Origin of the sequence: Helicobacter turcicus (genome assembly GCF_019711685.1) — a bacterium.
GTDB lineage: Bacteria > Campylobacterota > Campylobacteria > Campylobacterales > Helicobacteraceae > Helicobacter_D > Helicobacter_D turcicus.
Genome location: NZ_JAIGYQ010000003.1, coordinates 117,089 through 141,393 on the forward strand (window position 1 = coordinate 117,089; position 24,305 = coordinate 141,393).

Here is a 24,305-nt window from a genome sequence, read left to right on the forward strand (position 1 = left end):
GCTCCTAGTGATTTGTGTTTGGCTTGTTTATTGCTTTTTGCATTGTTTGGATTTCTTGACTTAAAAATGCACTCCAGCGCTCTTGTTGCAAGGCTTTTGCTGTGATGAAAATATCCTTATCGCCTCTCCCTGAAACATTGATTAGAATTTTTTTGTTTTTGACTTCCTTAGCAATTTTCAAAGCTCCAGCTAACGCGTGGCTAGATTCCAATGCAGGAAGAATTCCTTCGTTTTTAGCAAAAAATTGTAGTGCTCTAAGAGCTTCTTCATCGCTTGCACTTACAAAGCGCACACGTTCAATCTCTCTTAAATGCGCAAGTTGAGGACCAATACCTGCATAATCAAGTCCAGCAGAAATTGAATAAGTTTCTAGTAAATTACCATATTTGTCGCTTAAAAAATAGCTTTTATAACCTTGCGCGATTCCAATTTGCGCATTAGCATTATCCATTCTAATGGCATTGTGTTTGCTATCTATTCCACCAGCTTCTACTCCAATAAGCTCTACTTTGCTTTTTAGATAATGGCTAAAAAATCCCATTGCATTGCTTCCCCCGCCCACACAGGCAATCATAATATCTGGATTGCCTTTGAAAAAATGTCGCGTTTGTTTTTTTAATTCTTTGCTAATAATGCTTTGAAACTCACGCACAATATCGGGATAGGGGTAAGGACCAAGCGCACTTCCAAGCACATAAAAAGTATTTTTAGAATCCTTGCTCCATTCTCTTAAGGCTTCATTGACCGCATCTTTTAGTGTTTGTGTGCCACTCTCTACACTTATAACTTTTGCGCCTAGAAGCTCCATATTAAAGACATTTGGAAATTGCCGTTTAATATCGCGCGCTCCCATAAAAATCGTGCATTCAATGCCAAGTTTTGCACACGCAGCTGCTGTAGCAAGTCCATGTTGTCCGGCTCCGGTTTCTGCGATAATACGTGTTTTTCCCATTTTTTTAGCAAGTAGCACTTGCCCAACTGCGTTATTTATTTTGTGTGCACCCGTGTTTGCGAGTCCTTCAAACTTTAGATAAATAGAATTTTCTAGAATCGCACTTGCATTTTTAGCGTAAATTAGTGGTGTTGGGCGTCCAATAAAAGTATTATAAAGTTCTTGCAGTTCTGCTTTAAAGGATTTTGTGCTTAAAATGTTTAAATAGCAATTTTCTAGCTCCTTTAAGGCAGGATATAAAATTTCAGGAACATATTGTCCGCCAAATGCGTGTGTGGCATTTATGTTTTTGCCAAAAAAGCCTTTTTTGGATTTGAGAAATATTTTTTTCATTTGGAAGTCTCTAAATAGTAAAATAATGCGGATTGTAGCGAAAAATAATTAAGAATTAATTTTTAAATTTAAAGTGTGTATAATTTCGCCCAAAATTTTCTTTAAAAGACAAATAATGTTTGAATTTCTAATACAATCTAAAAAACAGGGTGCAAAGGCAAAAATCAAAGTCCAAAAAATCTCCTCTTCTAAACTAACTCCTTTAATGGTGTGTGAGGCTCTAAAAGCTCCAGTGTTGCTAGAATCCGCATTTTTGACAACAGGTAAGGGGAGATTTTCTATTTTAATTACACAAGAAGCCTTTAGAATCATAAAAGAGGATTCTAAATATTTTCTACAAAAAGATTCTAATAAATATCCCTTAAATTCTTTAGATAAAATCTATCATTTTGCTTTGCCAAAGACTCCAAAGTTTCTTAATTTTTTAGAAGCCTTTAGAGCTCTTGCGCCACAGGTTAGTGATGCAACTTTCACAGAGGATTTAAGTTTTTTGCCCTTGCCATTAGGTGGCGTTGGCTATCTAGGCTATGAATTTTTCAGTGAGATTGAGGAAGTGCATTTTTGTAATCCGCCATTATATCAAGCAAGTGAGAATGCTTTTATTTTTGGGCGAGAATTTGTGATTTTTGACCATTTTTATGAAATGCTCTATGCAATAAATGTTGTGTATGAGAATGAAACACAAAACTTTGATTTAGAAGTGTGCAGTAAGAATTTATTAGAAAAGCTAACAAATATTGAAATCCCAAAAAAAGAGAAAAATAGGACTTATCAAACAGCCATTACTTCAAAGGATAAGGAGTCTTATTATACACATATAGTAGGTGCGCTAAGAGGAGAGATTTATAAGGGGAATTTGCTTCAGTGTGTGCCAAGTCAAAGTCTTGAAATTACTAGTGATTTGCCACCTTTGCAAGCCTATGTTAATTTAAGAGCGCATAATCCTAGTCCTTATATGTATTACTTTGATTTTGGGGAATATCACATTATTGGAAGTTCTCCAGAGGTGCTTATTAGGGTGCAAAGTGATAGCAAAAAGGATTCTGTATTGCTTACCACACGTCCAATTGCTGGTACACGTCCGAGGGGAAAAAACGCTCTTGAAGATGCTAAGCTTGAAGTAGAGCTAAAAGAAAATATCAAAGAAAACGCTGAACATTTAATGCTGCTTGATTTGGGACGTAATGACATTGGTAGAGTCGCACTTCCAAATAGTGTGCGTGTTACACAAGAGAAGGTTATAGAAAAATACGCACGTGTAATGCACCTAGTTTCTGAAGTGCAAGGAGAAATGGATTTAAATGCGCATAAAAAGATAGACGCTCTGCTTGCGACATTTCCAGCAGGAACGGTTAGTGGTGCACCAAAGATTCAAGCGATTAAAACCATAGAATCCTTAGAAAGCCATAAACGCGGAATCTACGCAGGAGCGATTGGGTATTTTTCTAAAAACGGAGATATGGATTTTGCAATCACAATTCGCACAGCCGTTTATCAAAATGGTGTGTATTATTTACAAGCTGGTGGCGGTGTGGTGTATGATTCTACCCCAAAAGAGGAATACAAAGAAACACAAAATAAAATGCTCTCTTTAGTGGAGGCGATTATGGGTGAAATGCGAGGAAATGACAATGATACTTTTAATTGATAATTATGATTCCTTTACCTACAACATTTATCAAGCCTTTAGCACACTTGGCTATCCTGTAAAAGTCTTTCGTCATGATAAAACAAGCATTGAGGAAATTAAAGCACTAAATCCTAGCTACATTATCTTAGGTCCTGGACCTAAGGAACCAAAGGATTCCAAACTTAATATTGAGATTGTGCAAAATTTTAAGGGAATCTATCCGATTTTAGGAATTTGCTTAGGACATCAAGCGATTTTAGCAGCCTTTAACGTAGAGATTGTGAATGCTAAGAATATTATCCATGGTAAAGTTGAATCTCTAATTCACAATGAAAAGGGTATATTTCGTCATATTTCGCAAAAAACTCCTATCACACGTTACCACTCACTTGTGGGTAAAAAAGATGCGATTCCAGAGTGCTTTATTATTAGTGCAGTAAGTGAAGATGGGGAGGTTATGGCAGTAGAACATAAGCAATACCATTTAGTAGGATTGCAATTTCACCCAGAATCTATTGGCACAAAAGAGGGCATAAAAATGCTCCAAAACTTCCTACATTATGCAAGAGAGCCAATCCCTGTTAAAGAATATTTGAAAAAGGCTCTAAAACAAGAATCACTAAATTTTCAAGAAAGCTATAATCTTATGGATGAGCTAACAGAAGGAAATCTAAGTGATGCGCAGATTGGGAGTATTCTAACAAGCCTTGAAATTAAGGGTGTAGATGCGTATGAGTTAGCAGGATTTGCTTCAGTATTAAAACAAAAGGCAGTGCGTTTTAGTCCCAAAAAGCAGTTTGCAAAAAACTTTGATATGGTAGGCACTGGGGGTAGTAGTGTGAAAACTTTTAATGTTTCAACGACTTGTGCGCTTCTGTTAGCTTCTGTGGCAAAGGCAGAGAATTTTGGGATTATTAAGCATGGCAATCGTGCAATTACTTCTAAAAGTGGCTCGGCAGATTTACTAAATGTGCTTGGAGTGAATGCAAATATGGAACTTCAAAATGCTTTAAAGGCTTATGAAGAACTTCATTTAACTTTTCTCTTTGCGCAAAGATTCCATGCTGCAATGCGCTTTGCAGCACCAGCGCGGAGTACCTTAGGTTTTAAAACCATGTTTAATCTTATTGGTCCTTTGAGTAATCCTGCTCCTATTTCTCATCAGCTAATTGGCGTGTTTGATAAAGATTACACAGAAATTATGGCAAAGGCATTGCAGATTTTGGGCATTAAGCGTGCAATGGTGGTAAGTGGATTAGATGGCTATGATGAGATTTCGCTGTGCGCACCTACACAAATTACAGAGCTTAAAGAGGGAGAGCTTAAGACTTACATTTTTAATCCTGTTGAGGTGGGGCTAACTTTTGTGCCTTATTCCATGCTAAAAGGGGGTGATGCGCTTGAGAATTTAGCTATTAGTCAAGATATTTTCAATGGCTTAGAATCGCCAAAGCTTGATTTGGTTGCGCTAAATATGGGAGCAGCATTGTATGTGTGTGATTTAGTAGAATCTATTAAAGATGGATTTTTTAGGGCAAAGGAGATCATTAAAAGTGGTGCAGTGTTTGATGTGCTAGAATCTTTTCAGAGCATTAGTAATGCGCGTTTAGAGGGATTTTAATGGTTTTAGAAGCAACACAACAGGAAGTGCCCACGATTTTACAGGAGATTTTGGAAAAGAAAAAAACGCATAAGATTCGCCAAAATAAACGCCTCGTGCCTTTGAATATGCCAAATTTAGGGCAGATTTTTGTGATTGCCGAGATAAAAAGGGCAAGTCCAAGTGCTGGAGAGATTGGAGAGATTTTAGAGCCTAGCGCGTTAGCGGAATCGTATTTACAAGGAGGTGCTGGGGCAATTTCTGTGCTGTGTGAGAGTGATTATTTTCATGGAGATTTGGAGGATTTAAAAGCAGTAAAATGCGCTCATAGTAGTGCTTGTGTGCTAAGAAAAGATTTCATTACAGAGGTGGCGCAGATTAAGGAATCCTATGATTTTGGTGCGGATATGGTGCTATTGATTGCAGCTGTGTTTATGGGGAAAAATAATGCAAATGGCGGTTTTGCGCGCCTTTTGGAGTTGTATAATGCTTCTAAAACGTGGAATCTTATGCCATTAATTGAAGTGCATAATGTCTTAGAATTGGAATTTATTGCGCCTTTAAATGCGCCTTTAATTGGTATAAACTCGCGTAATCTACACACTTTTAGTATTGATAAAATCAGGGCTTATAATCTTTTAGATTGTATAAAATCCAAAACTCCTAAGAGTAAAGTCATTTTTGAATCTTCGTTAAATTGTAGTTTTGATGGCTTTGTGGTGGGAAATTTGGGTTTTGATGGGATTTTGTGTGGTAGTTATCTTGTCCAAAGTCAGAATCCAAAACAAGCCTTAATAACTCTAAAAAGCGCAATGCAAAAAGGGAGAAATAGCACGAATGTGTTTTATAAAAACACTTTTAAGCTTTTAGATTCCACATTAGGATTTATTAAAATTTGTGGAATCACAAATGCTAAAGATGCGCTAATGTGTGCGGAGACTTTGCAAGAACTAAAACAAGAAGGTGTAGAGAAAGTTGGCGCACTTGGATTTATTTTAGAGCCAAAGTCGCCACGTTTTGTGGAGAGTTTAGAAGAAATCTTAAATGCGCTAAAAGATTATCCTAGTGTGCTAAAAATTGCGGTGATTAAAGATGATGTCGCACAAATGCAAAGAGCATTAGCATTGTATCAAAATGGTTATATTGATGCTTTGCAGCTTCATAGTGTGCGCTCTTTAAGCTTTGGTGGGGTGGATTTAAGGGAAGCGGATTTTTCTTATTATGCGGTGGTGAATGTGGAATCCAAAAAGGATTTAGAGAATGAGAGTTTAAGAGATTTGCCAAGTCCTTTTGTGTTGCTAGATTCTAAAAGTGCGCTAGGGGGAGGAAGTGGAGAGTGTATTAATATAGGTGTTCTAGAATCACTGCAAATGCAGTATCTATGTATTGCTGGTGGGGTTGGGGTAGAGAATATTGATGCCTTAAAACACATAGGAGCTAAAATGCTAGATATAAATTCTAGCATTGAAAAGTGTGCAGGCAAAAAAGATAAGGATAAATTGCAAGCCTTAAAGCTTAAGCTTAAAAGTTATCTTTAGGATTAAGGGATTATTAGGGATATTTGCAGAGCAAAACTATAAATGTAGAAAAATCCAAAAGTGCAATCAGAGCTTAAGATTATTTATGGGAAATAGAGAGAATTACTACAAAGGAGATAAATACTCTAGCAAAAGTATTTGTGCTATCAAAGAGGGGTTTAATAAAGGTTTTAAACTTAGAAATAAGGACACTCTTTAAAGTAAATGGATACAAGGTTGTTAAAAAAGTGTAAAAAATTGAAATAATTTTTAAATTTTCTTTTTATAGTTTTTTGCAATTTTTTTAAGCTTGAAAGGGAGAGTAAGAAATGCAATTTTTAAAGGACTTTTTGAAGCTTTTATAAAAGCACTACCAAGAAGATAAGGCAAGTGTGTTTTTGCGACTTGTGCCTCTTTGTAATCTGTATAATATTTAAGCGGAAGCATAGATTTTAAATGTCCTTTTTGTTTTGAGTGGAATCTGTAAATTTCAATAAGTTCCAAACAAAGTTTAAAAAAGTTTTTATGGCTTTTATCGTAGAGAATAATCGCCTCACCAATTTTATAGTTTAGACTATCTTTAATCCTCTTTGCAGCTCCGTAAATTTTGTATTTTTGACTAAGAAAAATTTCGTATTCTTTTTTTAAGTCTTTATGGTTTAAAAAGCTCATTAGATAAGAGTTTTGATTTTTTAAAAAGGATTTTTCTTGTAAAAGTGTGAGTTCTTTGTATTCATCTATAAGGCTTTTATATAACACAATGGGAGGGATTATAAAATCAAAATTATTTTTTTTTGTGGGTTTTTTAAAGTTTATTTGGGGAGGGGGTGTTTTTGCAAGCAATATACCAATTAAGTCAAGAAAGTCAAGGCGGATTGTTTGTTTGTCTATTGTAAGTCCATTGCTCTCTTCGCTTGTTGGCAAAATGTCTTTATTGACATAAAAACAGCATTGTGTGTCAATATTTAAATATTCTCTTTGCAATTCTTGAAAAGAATTAAGAAATCCAAAATTTTTAATGATTTTTTGTGTCTTGTTTTCTATGCTTAAGGAAGTGATGTAAGTAGAGTTTGTAAATTGAGATTGGGGTTTATTCCAAGTGTGTAAGCCTAAAATTTGGTAGTTTAAAAATTCTTTTGGAAAAAATACTTTTTGATTTGTTGGAATTCTTATTGCAGATTCGTGAAAAAATGAATTTCTGTGTTGAATTTGTTGTCCATAATCTGATGGTTTATAGATTGCATATTGTGAATATGTGTGGGGAATATCGCATTTTGATTCTTTAAATAGGGCTAAATGTTTGATAATATTTTTGCCAAGTTCTTGCAACGCAATGGGCATGGGGTGAAATTGATAGGCTTTATCAAATGTATATAAATTATGATTTTGGTAATACAAATCAACATCAATAGAATTAAATCCATAATAGGAACAATTTTGTCTATGCGTTAGATTAATAAGTTGTGATTTTTGATTTGATATATGAATTGGAAGAATTAAAACTACAATTTTTTTGTGGATAGTATAGAGCTTTTCATAAAAGCGATTAATATTATCAAGAATTACATTGGTTGGGGCTAGGCTAAGAAAATCATTAATATTAGATTCTGTAATGACTAATCTTGCGTGCTGTATGGTGTCTTGGTGGCGGATAAGCTCATAAAGATTTTGCAAAGCTCCAGTAAACCCTAGTGCGTAATTGTGTAATCTAATATTTTGTGCTTCAAGACCAATTCTAAGCCCATTTTTAACGACACTATTGCTTCCGCCTAATAATACTATATCCATTAGCCATATCCTTTACTTAATAGCATTATATAGAATTTTTTATAAATGTATTGTTTATACTAGCAATGTGAGTAAATTTAGTTTTATTACATAAAGTGGTAAAAAAGCAATAATTGGCTATACTTTTTTAGAATCAATACTAAAAAAGAGAGTTAATGCAAGAAGAGTGTTGTATAAGAGATGTCTTTTATATCGCAGGTTATGACCCACGAGGGTATAGGCATTATTATTTTTGATTTGTAAATTTTTTAACCTATTGAAATTTTGTTTTTACGCGGTAATGTCAAGTTTTCTTGTTTTTTCTTTTTCTTCTTGTTTTTTCTTTTTTATGTGTTCTAAATGTTCTTTATGTGCTTTTTCCATTTCTTCAAACATTATTGTAAGTGGGTCCTTGTAGTTTTCTTCAAGCTCTTTACCCTCTCTTTTAATTCTTTCTAGTTCTTTTTTGTTTGATTTTAAAAACTCTGCATATTTTTTTCTAAAGGAGTCCATATCAGTTTCCTCTAGTAAAGCAAAATATCCTTTAGTATCAGCAACAATTCCTAGAGTATTTGTTCCATTAAATCCAAGCATTCTTTCAATGTTTTTTGCTTCTTGAACGCTTAAGCTTTTATCAAAGCCTTGCATTTTTCCGCTTATTGTTGTTTCGCCCTCTTGAGTGTAGATATTAGCATTAACAACTGCTACTAAAAGACCGCCTTTTGTAATAGAGCCATCTGCATTTGTATATTTATCGCCATTAGAGTTAAACGCAACTCCTAATTCTTTTCCGCCATGGTGATTATTAAAAATATCGGTAGAGGGAGCAGTTAAAGAAGTATTGAAAAAGAGAGACGATGTTTGTGTTCCTGTGCCATTGTTCCAATTGAAATTAAGCTCCGCATTAACATAATCACTAACGCTCTTGTGGATACTTGTAACTTGCATTGTTTGGTTGTTGTATTCATAACCTTGTGGGAATTTCGCTATTTCATCAAGTGTAAAGCTATTTTTGGCAGTTAGCACATCTTCACCCACAACTTGCGAGAGGACTTTATACGCATTCCCAATTGTTTTAGCTACATCTATACTTTTAAAAGCTCTAAAAATATTACTGGGATTTACCGCCCTAGCTAAACTCTCCATGCTTGATGAGTGGATTTTATAGTCTTCAGGTATCCCAGCGACTTTATTAAACTCTTCTGTAAAGTAGCCATCTTTATCTACCGTGTATCCTAAGACTTTTTTATTAGATGATGATTGTTCTTTTGTTTCAACGTTAGCACTGCTAGAAGCACTAGCATTAGAATTGACATTGTTTTTAATATTTAACGAATAGCCTGTTAAAGAAATGTTAGAGTTTAAAGAGTTTATCATAATTCACACCCACCTATTAAAGAACTTCATTGGAATATCGGTTAAACAAGAATAAACTTAATATTGAGTAACTAATATTCTGCTTAGATCATTACCTATTCTACGCAAAGCTTCACTAGCAATTCCGTTTTTTGCAGTGGCATTTCTAATTTTATAAACCATACGATTTGATATGCCTACAACCATTGCTCCTTTTGTAAAAGTAGGTCGAGAGACTCCAAATAAACCGGGTCTTGTTGTTTTTGTCATAGTTACAGCAATGTATTCGCCTCTATTTTGATTAGCAACAGACATATAATCTCTATAACCTTGTTGATTTACATAAGACCTTGTTGAACAACCAGAGGCAATACCAAATCCACAACTTACTTCATTTCTTAACTCGTAATCAGATAATTCAAGAACAACCCCAATCTGTGAAAATCTTGTATTTCCTATGCTTGAATTTTGAAAGGTAACAAGATTTGAGTGCCTATATCCACCCTTTACCTGCATTTTATCATCAATGTTTAGTTTTGTAACACCTAAACTATTACTTGTAAGCTTACCATTACTCACTAAAGCCAATACATCATCAATAGCCACAGCAGAACTTGCCAATAAAGAACCTAAAGCAACAATACAAAATAGTTTTTTAAACATCGTCATCCCCTTTTCTGCTGTTATTTCTAAAATATTTGAATTTTTTATAACATATTTTTATTTTTAAAGTCAATTTTTTTAATTTTCTATTTTGGAATATTTATTACTTAAAAATGCAAATCAATATTTTTTAGAAAAAGGATTAAAATTGAGAAAAATTTTTCTTACTTTATCAGTTTTAACAAGTTGTCTCTTTGCAAGTGATGAGCTTAACATTGATTCGCTTTTTAAAAAGTAAGTAGGGCTAAGAAGTATCACAAATTTTTCGCTACTTAGCACAGGCAATGCAAACGCATACTCGCTTTATCCAAACATCACTATAGACGGAGATACTACGTTGTGGAATGATACAAAGCAAGTTTTTTTAACACAAACTTTTATTTACACCATAGCTCCTAAGTTTGACATACTTGTATCAGGTGGTGGAAGCTATGCAAGACAGGAATATACAGATGCCTTTACCAATGAGTATTCAAGTCAAAATCGTATAGGTTTTGATAATTTGTGGTTAGGTGTTATTTACACTGGTGATAGCATAGCAGATTTTATTCCTCAGATTAACTTTCAAACAGCCATAGTGCAGAGAGAAAAGGCAGTTAATGATACTAGAAACTTTTACCTTAAATCCCAAAGCATACAAGCAAGTTTAAGAGGATATAGTGACCCTGTGGTGTATAGCATTTATGCTGGGTTTGGATATAACGCAAAAAGAAAATTTAATATTGGCAGGATAGATTACGGACATAGTATTAATGTAGGAGGGGATTTATCCATTGTATTAAGTCCTAAAATTACGCTTGATTTAGGAGCAGAGCAACGTTTTCAAACAAAACAAAAGGTTAATGGGCATCAAACTTCAGAGATTCGCTCTATACCAACACTAAGTATTGGCTCAACTTATAGTTTAAACCAAGATACAGCCATTTCAGTAAATGCAAATTTTGGTGGGAGCTCTGCTGCGCCAGACTCAATATTTGGTCTAACTTTATGGCAGAAATTTTAAAAATTTTATTGATATTTTTTATTGCACCTTCTCTAAAAGCAGATTTTATAGTCAAATCCTACCAAGAACTTAAGAATCAAAGTGTAGTAAGGCAAACTTACGAGCAATCTTGTGGAGCTTCATCACTAGCTACTTTGATAAATCTTATAGATAGTCAAAAGCTTAGTGAGTTAGATTTGCTAAATATAATGAACGAGAAAGAGCTTTACACTGATATGGTAAGTTTTGCGGATTTGGAAAGAGCTGTTATGCGATTGAATTTTAAAAGTGATTCCTTTCGTATTGATAGACTAGTTTTAAACAAGCTTACTAATATTCCCTTGCTTGTTAAAATTGAAAATGACCCAAGATACCCACATTTTGTAGTTATTATCAATTATTGGGGTGATTTTATCAAAGTGTTTGACCCAAACTTTGGAGAGTATATCAGCACCAAAAAAGAGTTTTTTAGCGTATGGGATAAAGATAATCAAGGTGGTTATGTCTTAGTTGTTGTGCCAAAAAAAGAATTTAAAGGCTTTGATTTTAATCTACCCAAAAAACTTGACTTTGAAAAAAGGGTGTTTGGTAGATTTTAATCTATACTATCATTACATCATTGAAAGTTAAAAACAAGTATTACACTATGTGCTTGTTAAAATGTCTTTATGACAAACAGCTATTTGTATGTCCATATCTCTATAATAGAATTTTTTATAAATGTATTGTTTATGCTAGCAATGTGAGTAAATTTAGTTTTATTACATAAAGTGGTAAAAAAGCAATAATTGGCTATACTTTTTTAGAATCAATACTAAAAAAGAGAGTTAATGCAAGAAGAGTGTTGTATAAGAGATGTCTTTTATATCGCAGGTTATGACCCACGAGGGTATAGGCATTATTATTCTATTTTTAAGAGAAATTTAGCGTTACAAAATGATATTCTCTCTTATGATTACCATTTGTCAAAAAGTCAAATTAGCGCAGATAAATATCCATTTTGGGAGATTAGCACACCTAAGACAAAGATTACATACACTTTTTTGAGTTGGAATGATATCGTAAAAAAAAATTGGTCAAATAAGATTAAAGATGCTTTGTTGGATTGTCTTTTTGTCTTTAAAATTTATATTATTACAGGATTTTTTATTAAATTTGGAAAAGAATCTTTTTATCAGTTAATTACTGGGCTTTATCCTTTTTTTTATGTTCTTTTCTGTGTAATTTTTACTCTGTTTTGCGCACTAGGAAGTTTTTTTTATCTTACGAAACATTTTCATATTATTTTTGGGTTTGTTGCTTGTGCTTTGATTTTAGTGAGTTTAACGCAGTTAGCGTTTAGATTAGGAAAAAAGCTTGCGATCTTTTGGATTGCTAGAATTTGTGTCTTTAGTGCCAAGTGGGAGGGTTATAGAGAGACATTATTAAAAGATAGGACTAGTGCTTTTAGCGAAAAAATTTTTCAGCAGTTAAAAAAAAATCAAAATGCGGAACACTATGAACTTTTGTTAATTGCGCATAGTGTTGGGACAATACTTAGTGTTTGTGTGTTAGCAGAAGTGATTAAAAAGTGTGAGGCAGCAGGATTAGATTATACAAAGCTAAAGATTCTAACGCTAGGAGAGTGCATTCCTTTGGTGAGCTTTCATAAGAATGCAATAAGTTTTAAAAAAGATTTAGAATTTGTAGCGCAAAAAAAGATTATTTGGTATGATTTCACTTCTATTATAGATGGGGCTTGTTTTCCGCAAGTAGATTTTCTAAAAACAAGCGGAATTAAGGCAAAATTTACCCCGAAATATTTATCTGCTAAATTCCATACGCTTTATCAACCTAGAGAATATAAAGGCATTAAAAGGGATAAATATAAAGCACATTTTCTATATTTGTTTGCCACGCAGATTAAGGGGAGATATGATTTTTTTGATTTTGTTATCGGCAGTGCAATGCTTGAGAATAAGATAAAATAAGGAGTGTTTATGGGGCAGTGTCCATTCCACCCAAAGCCTTACAAAACAAAAGCTTCTACTCTTGCAACCTTTTTATTTAAGAGAAGGTCTTGGCTAGATGGGTTGTATGAGAGGAGTTATAAAATGATGATGGGTAGAGTTAAAATGCCCGGATTTGATTTATATGTTGTTAATGACCCAGAGCAAGTTAGACGCATTATGGTAGAGGATGTAAAAAATTTTCCTAAGAGTCAGCTTTTACATGAGCTTTTAGAACCTCTCTTAGGCGCAAGTATTTTTACAACCAATGATAAAGTGTGGAAAAAACAAAGAGAACTTTTAAGACCTTCTTTTGAAATGACAAGAGTTTCTAAAGTGTTTAATCTTATGCGTGATGCTACTGATGATATGATGACAAAACTTACAAATTATCAAAATGGTGCGATTGTTGAAGTTGATGAAATAATGACTTTTGTAACTGCTGATGTAATTTTTAGAACAATTTTATCTTCAAAATTAGATGAACAAAAAGGAAAACTTGTTTTAGAAGCATTTGAAACAGTGCAAGAGGAGACCACTAAGACTGCTTTAAGAGAGATGTTTTGTTTTCCCAAATGGCTTTCAAGATTTTTAGGAGAAAATAAAAGACTAAAAGCAGCATCTGTGATTCGTAAAATTCTATCTGATATTATCCAGCCTAGATACAATAATGCGCAAAATGATATAGGTAAGTATGAAGATATTTTATCTTCTTTGTTGCAAGTTGTTGATGCAGAAACTAACCAAAAATTTACATTTGAGGAGATTTTAGACCAAGTCTCTATGCTTTTTTTAGCAGGGCATGAAACAACTGCAAGCTCTTTAACATGGACGCTTTATATTTTAAGCATATCTCCTAAAGAACAGCAAAAGGCTTATGAGGAAATTATCAAAGTTGTAGGCAATGGAGTTTTTGAAATAGAGCATATTAAAGAAATGAAATATGTAGCAAATGTTTTTAAAGAAGCTTTAAGGCTTTATCCACCAGTTGGTTTTTTTGCAAGAGAGACAAGAGAGGATAGGAAAATGAGAGATAAACTTATAAAAAAAGGTTCAGGAGTTGTTGTTGCTCCTTGGCTTATCCATAGACATGAGAAATTTTGGAAGAATCCCCATACGTTTGACCCAACAAGGCATGAAAACAAAGATAATATTAAAAAAGATACTTATATGCCTTTTGGAATGGGAGAGAGAATCTGCATAGGACAGGGGTTTGCTATGCAAGAATCTGTATTAATTCTTGCAAATATTCTTAGAAAATATGAGTTAGAGCTAGAAGAAAATTTTGTTCCTGATATTGTAGGGAGATTGACAATTCGTTCTGCTAATGGAATGCGTATTAAATTTACCAAGAGAGAGCAATGCGAGAAAAATTAGCAGGCACGATTTTACTTTGTGCGCTTGTGCCTTTGGCGGTAATAGGGTACCTTTTTATCGTTATTGTAGGGACATTTGGAAAAACTGCTAGAGTAAGACAAGGTGTAAGGGCGCTTGACAATTTTGTTAATGCGACATTATTTAATGGGTATGCTTGGGAATCTTTGTCCTCTCATGCTTGGAGAGAGAGGCATAAAAAGTGGGCAAAAGTTATTATAAAAATTACAGATTTTTTTGATGAAAACCATTGTGAGAAAGCAAACAAAAGAGAACAGCCTATTATAGATTTAGTTCTTAAAAAAAGACTTACAGAGCAGACAATTGGAAAATAATTATAGCAAGGTAGGGGATTCAATGGTTTGTAAGATTAGCAATGCTAGAATGAAAGAATCAAAAAAGAGAAAAATGGAAACAAATGATTGATGTTGTGCATGCTCTTTTTTTTAGAGAGCTTAAGACTAGGTTTGGAGTCAATAAATACTTGGGATATTTCTGGGTGGTGGGTGAGCCTATGACGGTGGTTTTAGTGATTGCCTCAATAGTTGCTACAATTAGGAAATTTCACCATCAAGTTGTGCCCGATGGAATTTCAATTTTTATGTTTTTAGTCGTTGGTATAATTCCATTTTTTATGTTTAGAAGCATTATTACACAGATATTAAGTGGCATTGGAGCAAATGTGAGGCTTTTTTCTTATAAGCCCATACGCCCAATTCATGTATTTATCGCTAGAGCATTATTGGAATTTTGCATTTATTTTGTGATTTTTGTTTGTGTGATGTTTTTAGCGGGTTGGTTTTTTGGTATGCATGTGATTCCGCAATATGTGTTGGAGGTTATGTTTTCCTTTGTCATGCTAGTTTTATTTGGTTTTGCAATGGGAATGTGTTTTGCGATAGCAGGACATTTTTCTGAACCCATACAAAAGCTTTTTGTATATGCTCATATAATCTTGTATTGGACATCTCTTGTTGTGTTTCCTGTATGGATTGTTCCAAAGCCCATTCTTGAATATCTTTATTATAATCCTTTGTTGCACATTATGGAGCTTTTGAAGTTTCATTTTTTTGAAAATTATCCTTTATTAGATGATTACAATTACTATTACCCGCTGACTTGTTTAGCTGTCATTCTTTTTGTAGGATTGTTTTTTTATTATTTTACTAGAGAAAGGTTAATTGCAACGAGATGATAAAGTTGTTGAATCTGACAAAATCTTACCCTCTAACAAAAGGTGGCAGACATTATGTTTTTAAGGATTTAACCTTTGAATTTCCAGATAATTGTAGTATAGGATTAATGGGTAGAAATGGGGCAGGTAAATCTACACTAATGCAACTTCTTAGCGGATCTTTATTGCCTGATAGAGGCAAGATTATTATTGATAAAAAATTATCATGGCCTTTGGGCTTATCAGGGGCTTTTCAATTTAGTCTTTCTGCAAGGGATAATGTACGTTTTATTTCTAGAGTTTATGGATATAAAAAAGATGCCCTAGAAGAGAAAGTAAAGTTTGTGGAAGAATTTGCAGAAATTGGTAAATTTTTTGATGAACCTATGAAAACTTATTCTGCTGGAATGAGTGCAAGAATTGCTTTTGGATTAAGCATGGCTTTTGATTTTGATTATTATTTAATTGACGAAGCAGGTGCAGTTGGAGACCCAAAGTTTAAGGAAAAAAGTAACAGAGTCTATAAAGAGCGATTGTCTAAATCTAAGGTAATTATGGTTTCACACAATGTAGCAGAGATTAAGCAGTGGTGCGATAAAATCGTGTTTATGCAAGATGGCAAAGCAACCGTTTATGATGATGTAGAGGAAGGCATAGCAGTGTATCAAGGAAAAATTAATGAATAAATTTCTCAAAAGAATTGAAAATTTAGAAATTTTATATTCTTTTAAAGTTGTCATTATTCTGACATTATTGGTTGCATTTTATTATATCTTCATAGCAGCAGATCGTTATGTCAGCGAGAGTATTTTAAGCGTGAAGGCAACCACGCAAAGCACAGGAGAAATTAATGGTTTATCTTCTTTGCTTAATAATGGATCTTTTTCTAATGAAGATATTTTGTTTTTAAAATCCTATATCCATTCACTAGATATGCTAAAGATTTTAGAGGAGAAAATTGATATAAGAAAACTCTATGAAAAACAAAAAATTGATATTTTTTATAGTGCTGCATTAGAATCTAAACAGGAGAGCTTTTTGAAATACTACCAAAGCCGTGTAAAAATATCCCATGGGTTAGGTGATGGTGGTATTTTGCAAGTTAATGTGGAGGGCTTTGATGCAGAAAGTGCATATCTTATTGCCTCAACGATTGTAAAAGAAAGTGAAAAATTTATTAATGAGATTTCCCATAGAGCAGCTAGAGAACAAATGGAATTTGCAGAGAAAGAGCTTTTGCAGTTTAAGCAAAGGTATCAAAAGGCAAAAGAGAATCTTTTGGCTTTTCAAAATAAAAATGGAATCTTTGACCCCTTAAAACAAGCAGAGGGAAGATTAAGTTTGATAGGAAATCTTGAAAGCAAGATTGCTGCAAAGGAGGCAGAGCTTTTAATGATGCAGAGCTATATTAATGAAAGCGCCCCACAAATTGTTACTATTAAAGCGGAGATTACAGCTTTAAAGAAGCAGTTGCGTATAGAAAAAAATAAAATTGCTTCTCCTAAAACATCTCAAAGATTAAATGATCTTGCTGCACAATTTCAAGAGCTTTCCATTGAAGTTACTTTTGCTGAAAATGCTTACACAACAGCTTTAAAAGCCTATGAAACAGCAAGAATTGAAGCATTAAGAAAAATTAAACAAGTTGTTGTAATACAAAGCCCAAGCTTACCGCAAAGCGCAAAATATCCTGAAAAAATCTATAATATCCTTACAGCTTTTATGGTTTTTTCATTGATTTTTGGAATTATTAAGTTTATTAGAATGATTATAGAGGAGCATAGATATTAAAATGAAAAGAATCTTATTCATACTAGTCTTACCTTTGTTAGTGTTTGGTGCAGTAGATGTTTCACAGATGGCAGGTACTCAAGCAAAAGATGAAGTCACAGAAACGAGAGTTAATTCTCAAAAAACTAATTCTATGGGGGAAAATCCAGCAGAAAAAAACGAAGATATAGAAATCAAACTAGAGGAGTCTTTTGTTAGAGTTTTTGGTGAGCATTTATTTAATGGGAATTTTACACAATTTAAACAACATATTTATAATCCTGACTATAAGCTCGCCATTGGGGATAGGGTTAATGTTAAAATTTGGGGGGCTGTGGATTTTTCTAGCACTTTAGTTGTGGATTCACAAGGAAATATTTTCATTCCTATGGTTGGAGCAATTAATCTTTTGGGTGTAAAAAATAGTGCGTTGGTAAAGGTTATTACAAGATCCATTAATAAAGTGTATAAGAGCAATGTTTTTGTTTATGCAGATTTAGATATTTATCAAAATATCTCCGTGTTCGTTACAGGAAATGTTAATAAGCCCGGGCTTTATGAAGGATTAAGTTCAGATTCCATTATTCAATACATAGACAAGGCTGCGGGTATTAATTTAGAGTATGGAAGTTTTAGGGATATACAGATTTTGCGTAATAATCAAGTTGTAAAAAAAGTGGATTTGTATGATTTTTTATTAGATGGAAAGATGGAGCTTTTTCCCTTTAGAGCAGGGGATGTGATTTTAGTTGGCAGTGTGCAAGACTATGTTTTTGTAAAAGGGGATGTGCAAAAGCCTTTTAGGTTTGAATTAGGGAATACGATTCATAATTTATCTGACATTGCTAAAGTAGCGGGTGTAAAGCCTATTGTTACCAATGCAGTTGTAAGAAGCCATAGGCAAGATAGGCAACTTCTAGTGAGTGCGTATGATAAAAAGCAATTTGCAGAAGTGAAGCTTTATGCAGGAGATGAAGTAGAGTTTAGACCAGATTATGTAGCAGAGAATATCAATATTAATATTGAGGGTGAACACAATGGGTTGCGCTCTATTGTCGTAAGAAAAGGGACAACTCTAGCAGATGTTGCAAAGATGATAGTGGCGAATAATCAGTCTGATATTAATGCGTTGCAGGTCTTTAGAAAAAGTGTTGCCATGATGCAACAAGAGCTGATTAGTGCGCAACTTAAAGAGCTTGAAACTTTAGCACTTACAAGTTCCTCTGTGAATGCAGAACAAGCTGCTATTAGAGCAACGCAGGCAAGGACAATTTTAGAGTTTATTGAGCGTGCAAAGCAGGTGGAGCCTAAGGGGCAAATTGTGATTGATGATGTGAGGACATACGCATCTGTGGTGCTTGAAGATGGTGATAGGATTAATGTCCCTAATAAAAATAATTTAGTGATTGTGCAAGGAGAAGTGTCCATACCCGGAGCTTTTGTTTATACGAATGCAAAAGATTTGAAGTATTATATAGAGTTAGCAGGAGGTTATAGCAATAGGGCTGATATTGCTAGAGTTCTTGTTATCAACAATAGTGGAAAAGCTAGTAAATATAATGGCAGATGGAATTATGCTGCGATTAAAGCAGGAGATTCTATTCTAGTTCTTCCAAAGGTAGATACGCAAAATCTGCAAGTTTTTGGAATGCTAACACAGATTTTATATCAAATTGCAATTGCTACAAATGTTGTTTTGAAAATGTAGGGTGAGATGAGAATCCATGGATAAAAATCCAATAGAACTTTCTGTTATTATTCCCTTTGGGTTAAGTGCGGAGAGGCTTTTTATCCAAGAGAGAATTATCCAAAAAGCCCTTGCATTTAAATCTTGCCAGAATATTGAGTTTATTTTCGTGGAAGGTTATTCTTCTTTGGAAAATGATTTAAGAGAAATTATTGAGAAAAATGGGCATAGGTATTTAAAAGATAAAAATCAAGTCAAATATTTCTCTCAAGGACAATGCAGAAATCTTGGAGCTTCTTTTGCAAGAGCTGATGTTTTGATGTTTTTAGACGTTGATTGTTATGTCTCACAAGCCTCTTTTGATAAGATTATAAATCTTATGGAAATCAAAAATATTGCTAGGAATTTAAATCAGTTTTTTGTTTTGCCCGTGATTTATTTAACCAAAGAAGGTAGTGATTTTATTAAGCATCAAGACAAACAAAAATGGGATATCTTGATACAAGAGGATTTAATAAGTGGTCAATTAAACTTCATCCAGTATTTTTCATTAGTTTCAAGCTCTATTATTATTAACCGCTATAAGTTTTTAATGCTTGGTGGGAATGATGATACATTTGTTGGACATAGTTATGAAGACCATGATTTTTTTGCGCGATTACTTTTTTCAGCAGTAAAATTTGAAAAAATGCCAAAAAATCTCTGTTTTGATGAAGGTTGGTGGAATTTAAGAACATTTAAGGGATTTAGAGCTTGGTTTTCTCTAAAGGGTTATGAAATGAGTTTTTATGGCATTTATATGTATCATTTCTATCACGAAAGCCCAAATCAAAATGGATATCTATCAAGAAGACAAGAAAATAAAGGTTTATTTTATAAACATTTAAAACAATTACAAACACATAAAATTTCCCCATTATACACTAGGGATTTTGGCGAGAAAAGAATTTTGCTTTTAGTTTCAAAAGAAAAAACCCTCTTAAATGTTATTGTTGGGGTGTTGCCCTATTTAGGTCATGTCATTTGTGCAAGAGAGGAAGAATTTTTTAGCTCTGATACATTTGAAGAAAAAGTTTTTATGCAATATTTACAAGAAAATCGTATTGATAAAATTTTCTTTCCAAACCCTTATGGCAAACCTAAGAGATTAGAAATCTATAATTTTGTTAAAAGACAAAATATTCCTTTTATCTGTTTTGATAGGGGTGCATTACCTGATAGTTGGTTTTTTGATGAAAATGGATTTAACTGGGATTCTATAACATACCATGAAAAAAATTGGAATCAACCCTTAGGGGATAAGGAGATTGCAGAATGCAAAGAGTATATAGATTCTATCCTTAATGGGGAAGTTTTTTTGGAGGAGCAAGGCAAAAGGAATCTTACAGCTTTAAAGGAGCAATTTACAATATCAGGAAAGACTATTGTGTTTGTCCCATTGCAAGTTGTAAGTGATAGCGTTGTGCAGTATTTTACCTATGAGCCATTTTCGTATGAGGGTTTTTTGGATATTCTTGATAATCTTGCAGAAAAACTTAAAGAAACACATCTATTTTTACTAAAAAAACATCCTTTAACCAAGCATTTAGAATATCAGTTTAAAAACTTAACACTTGTTAGAGAGGATACAAATATTATTGATTTATTGACAATTAGCGATGTTGTCGTAACTCTAAATTCTGGAGTTGGTGTCTATGCTATGATGATGCGTAAGCCTTGTATATGTTGTGCAAATGCCTTTTATCATTTTTGTGGAATCAACTATCAAGCTAAGAGCGCGGAAGATTTATTGCATCTTTTAAGAAGCGATTTGCGTGTTGATTATGATAAGGTTATTTTATTTATTCATTTCTTAAGGAATCGGTTTTATAGCTATGGAAAATCTAGTTATAAGAAAACATACAAAAGAGGAAGGTTTTATAATAAAGTTTATGCAATAGAGTATTATAAAATTAGAATCGGTCTTAAAAGCTATTTGGATTTAGCTTCTATTGACAAAGTAGAGTATAGTTTAAAAGCCATGCTTTATAAGCCATATATTCATGAGATTAAAGGAGGATTTTTGGTTTGGCTATTTGCGTTGGTTATGCCAAGCTACTTGCAAGCTAAAATTTCTCATACAAGACTTTATAAACTTTTTAAAAAGTTAGCGTATAACCCTAGAGATTTTTTTAAGGATTCAAAATTTTTTCAAAGATGGTTTCCAAAAATTACAGCAAGAATTTGATGGATTATATTTGTGCCTGAAGCCTTAAAATTTAAGTGGGTAATTGGGGCTAAGGTATGAATTTTGCCTTATGGTGTAGAGGTAGAAATGTTTAAAGGATATGCTTTTTATTGCAATAATGTATTGCAAATTTTTGATAAAAGAGTTTTTAGGGGTTGGGGAAGGAAGCGCACAGGATTGTTTGCGTCTTTTTGTGCGAGTAAGTTTAATGGAAGCCTTGAGCTTCTAGAAGATGGTTTTTTGCGCTCTTTGGATTTGGGTGTTGAAAATAGTCCTAGTTTTTCTCTCGTTAAAGATGATATTGGAATCTATTATGATGCAACAAGCGAAAGTAAATTAGAGAGAATTTTAAACACTTATGAATTTGACAATAAGCTTTTAGCCGATGCAAACTTGGCTATGGAGTGCATTAAAAAAGAGAAACTTAGTAAATATAACAACAATCTCTCCCTCCCTAAAGATTTTTTTTCAGAGAATAAAAAACGTGTTTTAGTGATTACTCAAGTAGCAAATGATATGTCTTTGCAATATGGCTTGGCAAAGAGTTTTTCTACTTTGGACATCATTAATGATGCTATAAAAGAAAATCCGCAGAGTAAAATTTATATTAAAATTCACCCCGATGTCTTAAGCGGAAAAAAACAAAGCGATATAGAGATAAAAGAGATTCCAAAAGAATGTGTGTTATTAGAAGAGAATTATAATCCCATAGAGCTTTTAGAGCATTTTGAAAAGGTTTATACTAAGACTTCTGGTATGGGGTTTGAAGCTTTGATGGTGGGTTGCGAGTGTGTTTGCTATGGTATGCCATTTTATGCAGGTTGGGGACTAACACAAGATAAGTTAGTTTGTGAGCGGAGAATAAGAAAAAGAACGCTTAAAGAAGTTTTTGCAGCAAGTTATATACTTTATAGTGAGTATTTTAATCCTTATTTGGAGCAAAAAAGCGATATTTTTGACACTATTAATACTTTGGCAAAATATAAAAAAATAGAGCAGATAAATTCTGGAAATTTATATTTTCTTGGTTTTTTAATGTGGAAGAGATGGTTTATGAAGCCATTTTTTAGGGCTAAAAATAATAAAATAATTTTCTTAAACTCTTTAAATGCCTTAAGAAAATATCAATTAAATCAAGAAGACAAATTTTTTATATGGGGCAAAAAATACACTAAGCAAACATTGATTGCTGTATTGCAGGAGTTAGGTATTAATGCAGCTGAAATTTATTTGGTTGAAGATGGTTTTTTGCGCTCTATATCTTTGGGATCTGATTTGACAAGACCTTTTTCTTTGATTGTTGATAGCAAAGGATTATATGTTGATCCAAGTTTGCCTAGTGATCTTGAGGAGATTCTACAATGCTATGTTTTTGATGCTAGGCTAAAAAAACGTGCAAAGTCTCTTATAGAGAATATAGTGCGTCATAAATTTTCAAAGTATAATGCTATGTGGCACAAAGAATTAAGGATTAACACGTATAAAAAGATCATATTAATCCTAGCACAAGTAGAAGATGATGCTTCAATTATTCTTGGTGGAATGGGATATACAACATTAACATTATTGCAGAAAGTAAGAGAGAATAATCCTGGTGCTTATATTGTTTATAAGCCACATCCTGATGTTTTAAGCGGAAATCGCAAAGGACTAAAAGAGAAAGAGGTTATTTTAAAGTATTGCGATTGTATTTTGGAGAATGTGAGCATAGATAGCGCGATAGCAGTTTGCGATGAAGTGCATACAATCACTTCTACAGGAGGATTTGACGCACTTTTGAGGGGTAAAAAAGTTTTTGTTTATGGTATGCCATTTTATGCAGGTTGGGGACTAACACAAGATGAACATAAAATAACAAGACGCACAAGAACATTAAGTCTTGAAGAGTTAGTCGCTGGAGTATTGATAGTTTATCCTAGATACATTCATCCTAAAAATAAAAATTTATGTGAAGTTGAGGTTACTTTAGATATAATGTTAAAAATGCAGAAAGATTATTTTTCTAAGTTTCATTTGAGATTCTTTGTGGATCTTAGAACTTTTATCTTGAGAAAAACAAGAAGAGTAGCGGAGTTTATCTTAAAAAAATGGATTTAAGACATCAGTTAAAACAATTTTCTAAAAAAAATATTGTATTGTTGCAAGGTCCTGTTGGGAATTTTTTTCATAAGATTTCAAAATGTCTTGTAGAATCCGCAGAATCCAATGTTTATAAAATAAATTTCAATGGAGGAGATTTTTTTTTTTATCCTTTTAAAAGCATAAATTATCGCGGGAATATAGCGCACCTTGAAGAGTTTTATAGAGATACATTTCGAGAGAAAAATATTCAAGTTGTGATTATGTTTAACGATTGCAGAAAAATTCATGAGATTGCCGTTAAGGTTGCTAAAGAAATGGGGATTGAAATTTGGATTTTTGAAGAGGGCTATATTCGTCCAAATTTCATTACTTTTGAAAAAGACGGCGTTAATGCTAACTCAACACTCCCTAGAGATAAAAGTTTTTATTTGAATAGTCATTTAAAAAAGTTTGAATCTAAAATGTTTCCGAGCACTTTTTCAAAGATGGCTTTTTCTGCGTTTCTTTATTGGCTATTTGCATTCTTATTGGGGTGGTATTTTGATAATAGCACACACCACAGAAGCTTAAAGCTCTTTGATTTTTTACCTTGGATTTTGTCTTTGTGTAGAAAACATAAATATAAATTTACAGAAAAAAGTCTAAATGCAAAAATTTTATCTCTTAAACAAAAGTATTTTTTGGCAATTCTACAAGTGCATAATGACACGCAAATTTCTCATCACTACAACAAAACAATTGAAAGATTCATAGAGGAGACAATATTGTCTTTTGCAAATCATGCAAAGGCAAAGTCTTATTTGGTTTTTAAACATCATCCTATGGATAGAGGGTATAAAAATTACGCGAAGTTGATAGAGGATTTAAGCTTGAAATTTAATGTAGAGGGAAGGATTTTGTATGTGCATGATTTGCACTTGCCTACACTTTTGGTGAATGCTAGGGGCTGCGTGGTGGTTAATAGTACGGTTGGTTTATCCGCACTTCATCATAATTGCCCATTAAAAGTAGTAGGAAAAGCTTTTTATGATATTGAAGGGCTGACTTATCAAGGAGATCTGCATTCTTTTTGGAAAAAATGTCGCACATATAAGCCAATTCCAATATTACAGACAAGATTTAGAAATTATGTTATTTGTAAAACTCAAATCAATGGAAGCTTTTGGAATACTTCTAATATCTGTTAAATATAGAGAAGAAATG

General features: G+C 33.2%; 18 protein-coding genes and 1 pseudogene. 15 read left to right on the top strand and 4 right to left on the bottom strand.

The window, feature by feature from the left end:
- Positions 1–4: 4 nt before the first annotated feature.
- Positions 5–1,285 carry a tryptophan synthase subunit beta gene (gene trpB / locus K4G57_RS03295; RefSeq protein WP_221531756.1) on the bottom strand — a complete coding sequence of 427 codons (1,281 nt, stop codon included), beginning with the start codon at positions 1,283–1,285 and terminating at the stop codon, positions 5–7.
- A gap of 115 nt (positions 1,286–1,400) precedes the next feature.
- Here trpB and K4G57_RS03300 point away from each other — a divergent pair, with 115 nt between their 5' ends.
- Genes K4G57_RS03300 through trpF form a run of 3 tightly spaced genes read left to right on the top strand, consistent with a single transcriptional unit; the run spans position 1,401 to position 6,053 of the window.
- On the top strand, positions 1,401–2,933 hold the full coding sequence (locus tag K4G57_RS03300; RefSeq protein ID WP_221531757.1) for an anthranilate synthase component I family protein: 1,533 nt from the start codon (positions 1,401–1,403) through the stop codon (positions 2,931–2,933).
- On the top strand, positions 2,917–4,536 hold the full coding sequence (locus K4G57_RS03305; RefSeq protein ID WP_221531758.1) for a bifunctional anthranilate synthase component II/anthranilate phosphoribosyltransferase: 1,620 nt from the start codon (positions 2,917–2,919) through the stop codon (positions 4,534–4,536). The genes K4G57_RS03300 and K4G57_RS03305 overlap by 17 nt, the downstream gene beginning before the upstream one ends.
- Positions 4,536–6,053 carry a bifunctional indole-3-glycerol phosphate synthase/phosphoribosylanthranilate isomerase gene (gene trpF, locus K4G57_RS03310; protein WP_221531759.1) on the top strand — a complete coding sequence of 506 codons (1,518 nt, stop codon included), beginning with the start codon at positions 4,536–4,538 and terminating at the stop codon, positions 6,051–6,053. Before K4G57_RS03305 ends, trpF begins: the two co-directional genes overlap by 1 nt.
- 249 nt (positions 6,054–6,302) lie before the next feature.
- Here the strand turns inward: trpF and K4G57_RS03315 are convergent, their stop codons facing one another.
- The 3 genes from K4G57_RS03315 to K4G57_RS03325 form a co-directional block, all read right to left on the bottom strand.
- A complete protein-coding gene (locus K4G57_RS03315; RefSeq protein ID WP_221531760.1) occupies positions 6,303–7,820 on the bottom strand; it encodes a hypothetical protein in 1,518 nt (505 codons plus the stop codon).
- A 270-nt stretch (positions 7,821–8,090) separates the two neighbouring features.
- Complete coding sequence (locus tag K4G57_RS03320) at positions 8,091–9,176, bottom strand: Cj0814 family flagellar-dependent secreted protein (protein ID WP_221531761.1); 1,086 nt, start codon at positions 9,174–9,176, stop codon at positions 8,091–8,093.
- A gap of 57 nt (positions 9,177–9,233) precedes the next feature.
- Positions 9,234–9,818, bottom strand: a complete 585-nt coding sequence (locus tag K4G57_RS03325; protein WP_221531762.1) for a hypothetical protein — start codon at positions 9,816–9,818, stop codon at positions 9,234–9,236.
- Positions 9,819–9,966: 148 nt separating this feature from the next.
- Between K4G57_RS03325 and K4G57_RS03330 the strand changes: the two are divergent.
- The 12 genes and pseudogenes from K4G57_RS03330 to kpsS all read left to right on the top strand — a co-directional run bounded on the left by K4G57_RS03330 (position 9,967) and on the right by kpsS (position 24,289).
- Positions 9,967–10,821 (top strand): annotated as a pseudogene (locus K4G57_RS03330) (hypothetical protein).
- Positions 10,806–11,399, top strand: a complete 594-nt coding sequence (locus tag K4G57_RS03335) for a C39 family peptidase (protein ID WP_221531763.1) — start codon at positions 10,806–10,808, stop codon at positions 11,397–11,399. Before K4G57_RS03330 ends, K4G57_RS03335 begins: the two are co-directional and overlap by 16 nt.
- 231 nt (positions 11,400–11,630) lie before the next feature.
- Complete coding sequence (locus tag K4G57_RS03340) at positions 11,631–12,770, top strand: DUF829 domain-containing protein (RefSeq protein ID WP_221531764.1); 1,140 nt, start codon at positions 11,631–11,633, stop codon at positions 12,768–12,770.
- A gap of 9 nt (positions 12,771–12,779) precedes the next feature.
- Complete coding sequence (locus tag K4G57_RS03345; protein ID WP_221531765.1) at positions 12,780–14,165, top strand: cytochrome P450; 1,386 nt, start codon at positions 12,780–12,782, stop codon at positions 14,163–14,165.
- Complete coding sequence (locus K4G57_RS03350; protein ID WP_221531766.1) at positions 14,150–14,497, top strand: hypothetical protein; 348 nt, start codon at positions 14,150–14,152, stop codon at positions 14,495–14,497. Before K4G57_RS03345 ends, K4G57_RS03350 begins: the two co-directional genes overlap by 16 nt.
- Positions 14,498–14,580: 83 nt before the next feature.
- The gene (gene kpsM / locus K4G57_RS03355; protein ID WP_221531767.1) at positions 14,581–15,357 is read left to right on the top strand and encodes a capsule polysaccharide transporter KpsM; all 777 of its coding nucleotides are present in this window, start codon (positions 14,581–14,583) and stop codon (positions 15,355–15,357) included.
- Entirely contained in the window at positions 15,354–16,022 is a 669-nt protein-coding gene (locus K4G57_RS03360) for an ABC transporter ATP-binding protein (RefSeq protein WP_221531768.1), read from the top strand. The genes kpsM and K4G57_RS03360 overlap by 4 nt, the downstream gene beginning before the upstream one ends.
- Entirely contained in the window at positions 16,015–17,127 is a 1,113-nt protein-coding gene (locus K4G57_RS03365; RefSeq protein WP_221531769.1) for a KpsE/RkpR family capsule polysaccharide export protein, read from the top strand. Before K4G57_RS03360 ends, K4G57_RS03365 begins: the two co-directional genes overlap by 8 nt.
- Position 17,128: 1 nt before the next feature.
- Positions 17,129–18,814 (top strand): polysaccharide biosynthesis/export family protein, encoded by a 1,686-nt coding sequence (locus tag K4G57_RS03370; protein WP_221531770.1) that lies wholly within the window; start codon positions 17,129–17,131, stop codon positions 18,812–18,814.
- A 16-nt stretch (positions 18,815–18,830) separates the two neighbouring features.
- Entirely contained in the window at positions 18,831–21,020 is a 2,190-nt protein-coding gene (locus K4G57_RS03375; RefSeq protein ID WP_221531771.1) for a capsular polysaccharide export protein, LipB/KpsS family, read from the top strand.
- Positions 21,021–21,107: 87 nt separating this feature from the next.
- Positions 21,108–23,117, top strand: coding sequence for a capsule polysaccharide biogenesis protein (locus tag K4G57_RS03380; RefSeq protein WP_221531806.1), 2,010 nt, complete (start codon positions 21,108–21,110; stop codon positions 23,115–23,117).
- Positions 23,108–24,289, top strand: coding sequence for a capsule polysaccharide modification protein KpsS (gene kpsS / locus K4G57_RS03385; RefSeq protein WP_221561800.1), 1,182 nt, complete (start codon positions 23,108–23,110; stop codon positions 24,287–24,289). The genes K4G57_RS03380 and kpsS overlap by 10 nt, the downstream gene beginning before the upstream one ends.
- Positions 24,290–24,305: the final 16 nt, after the last annotated feature.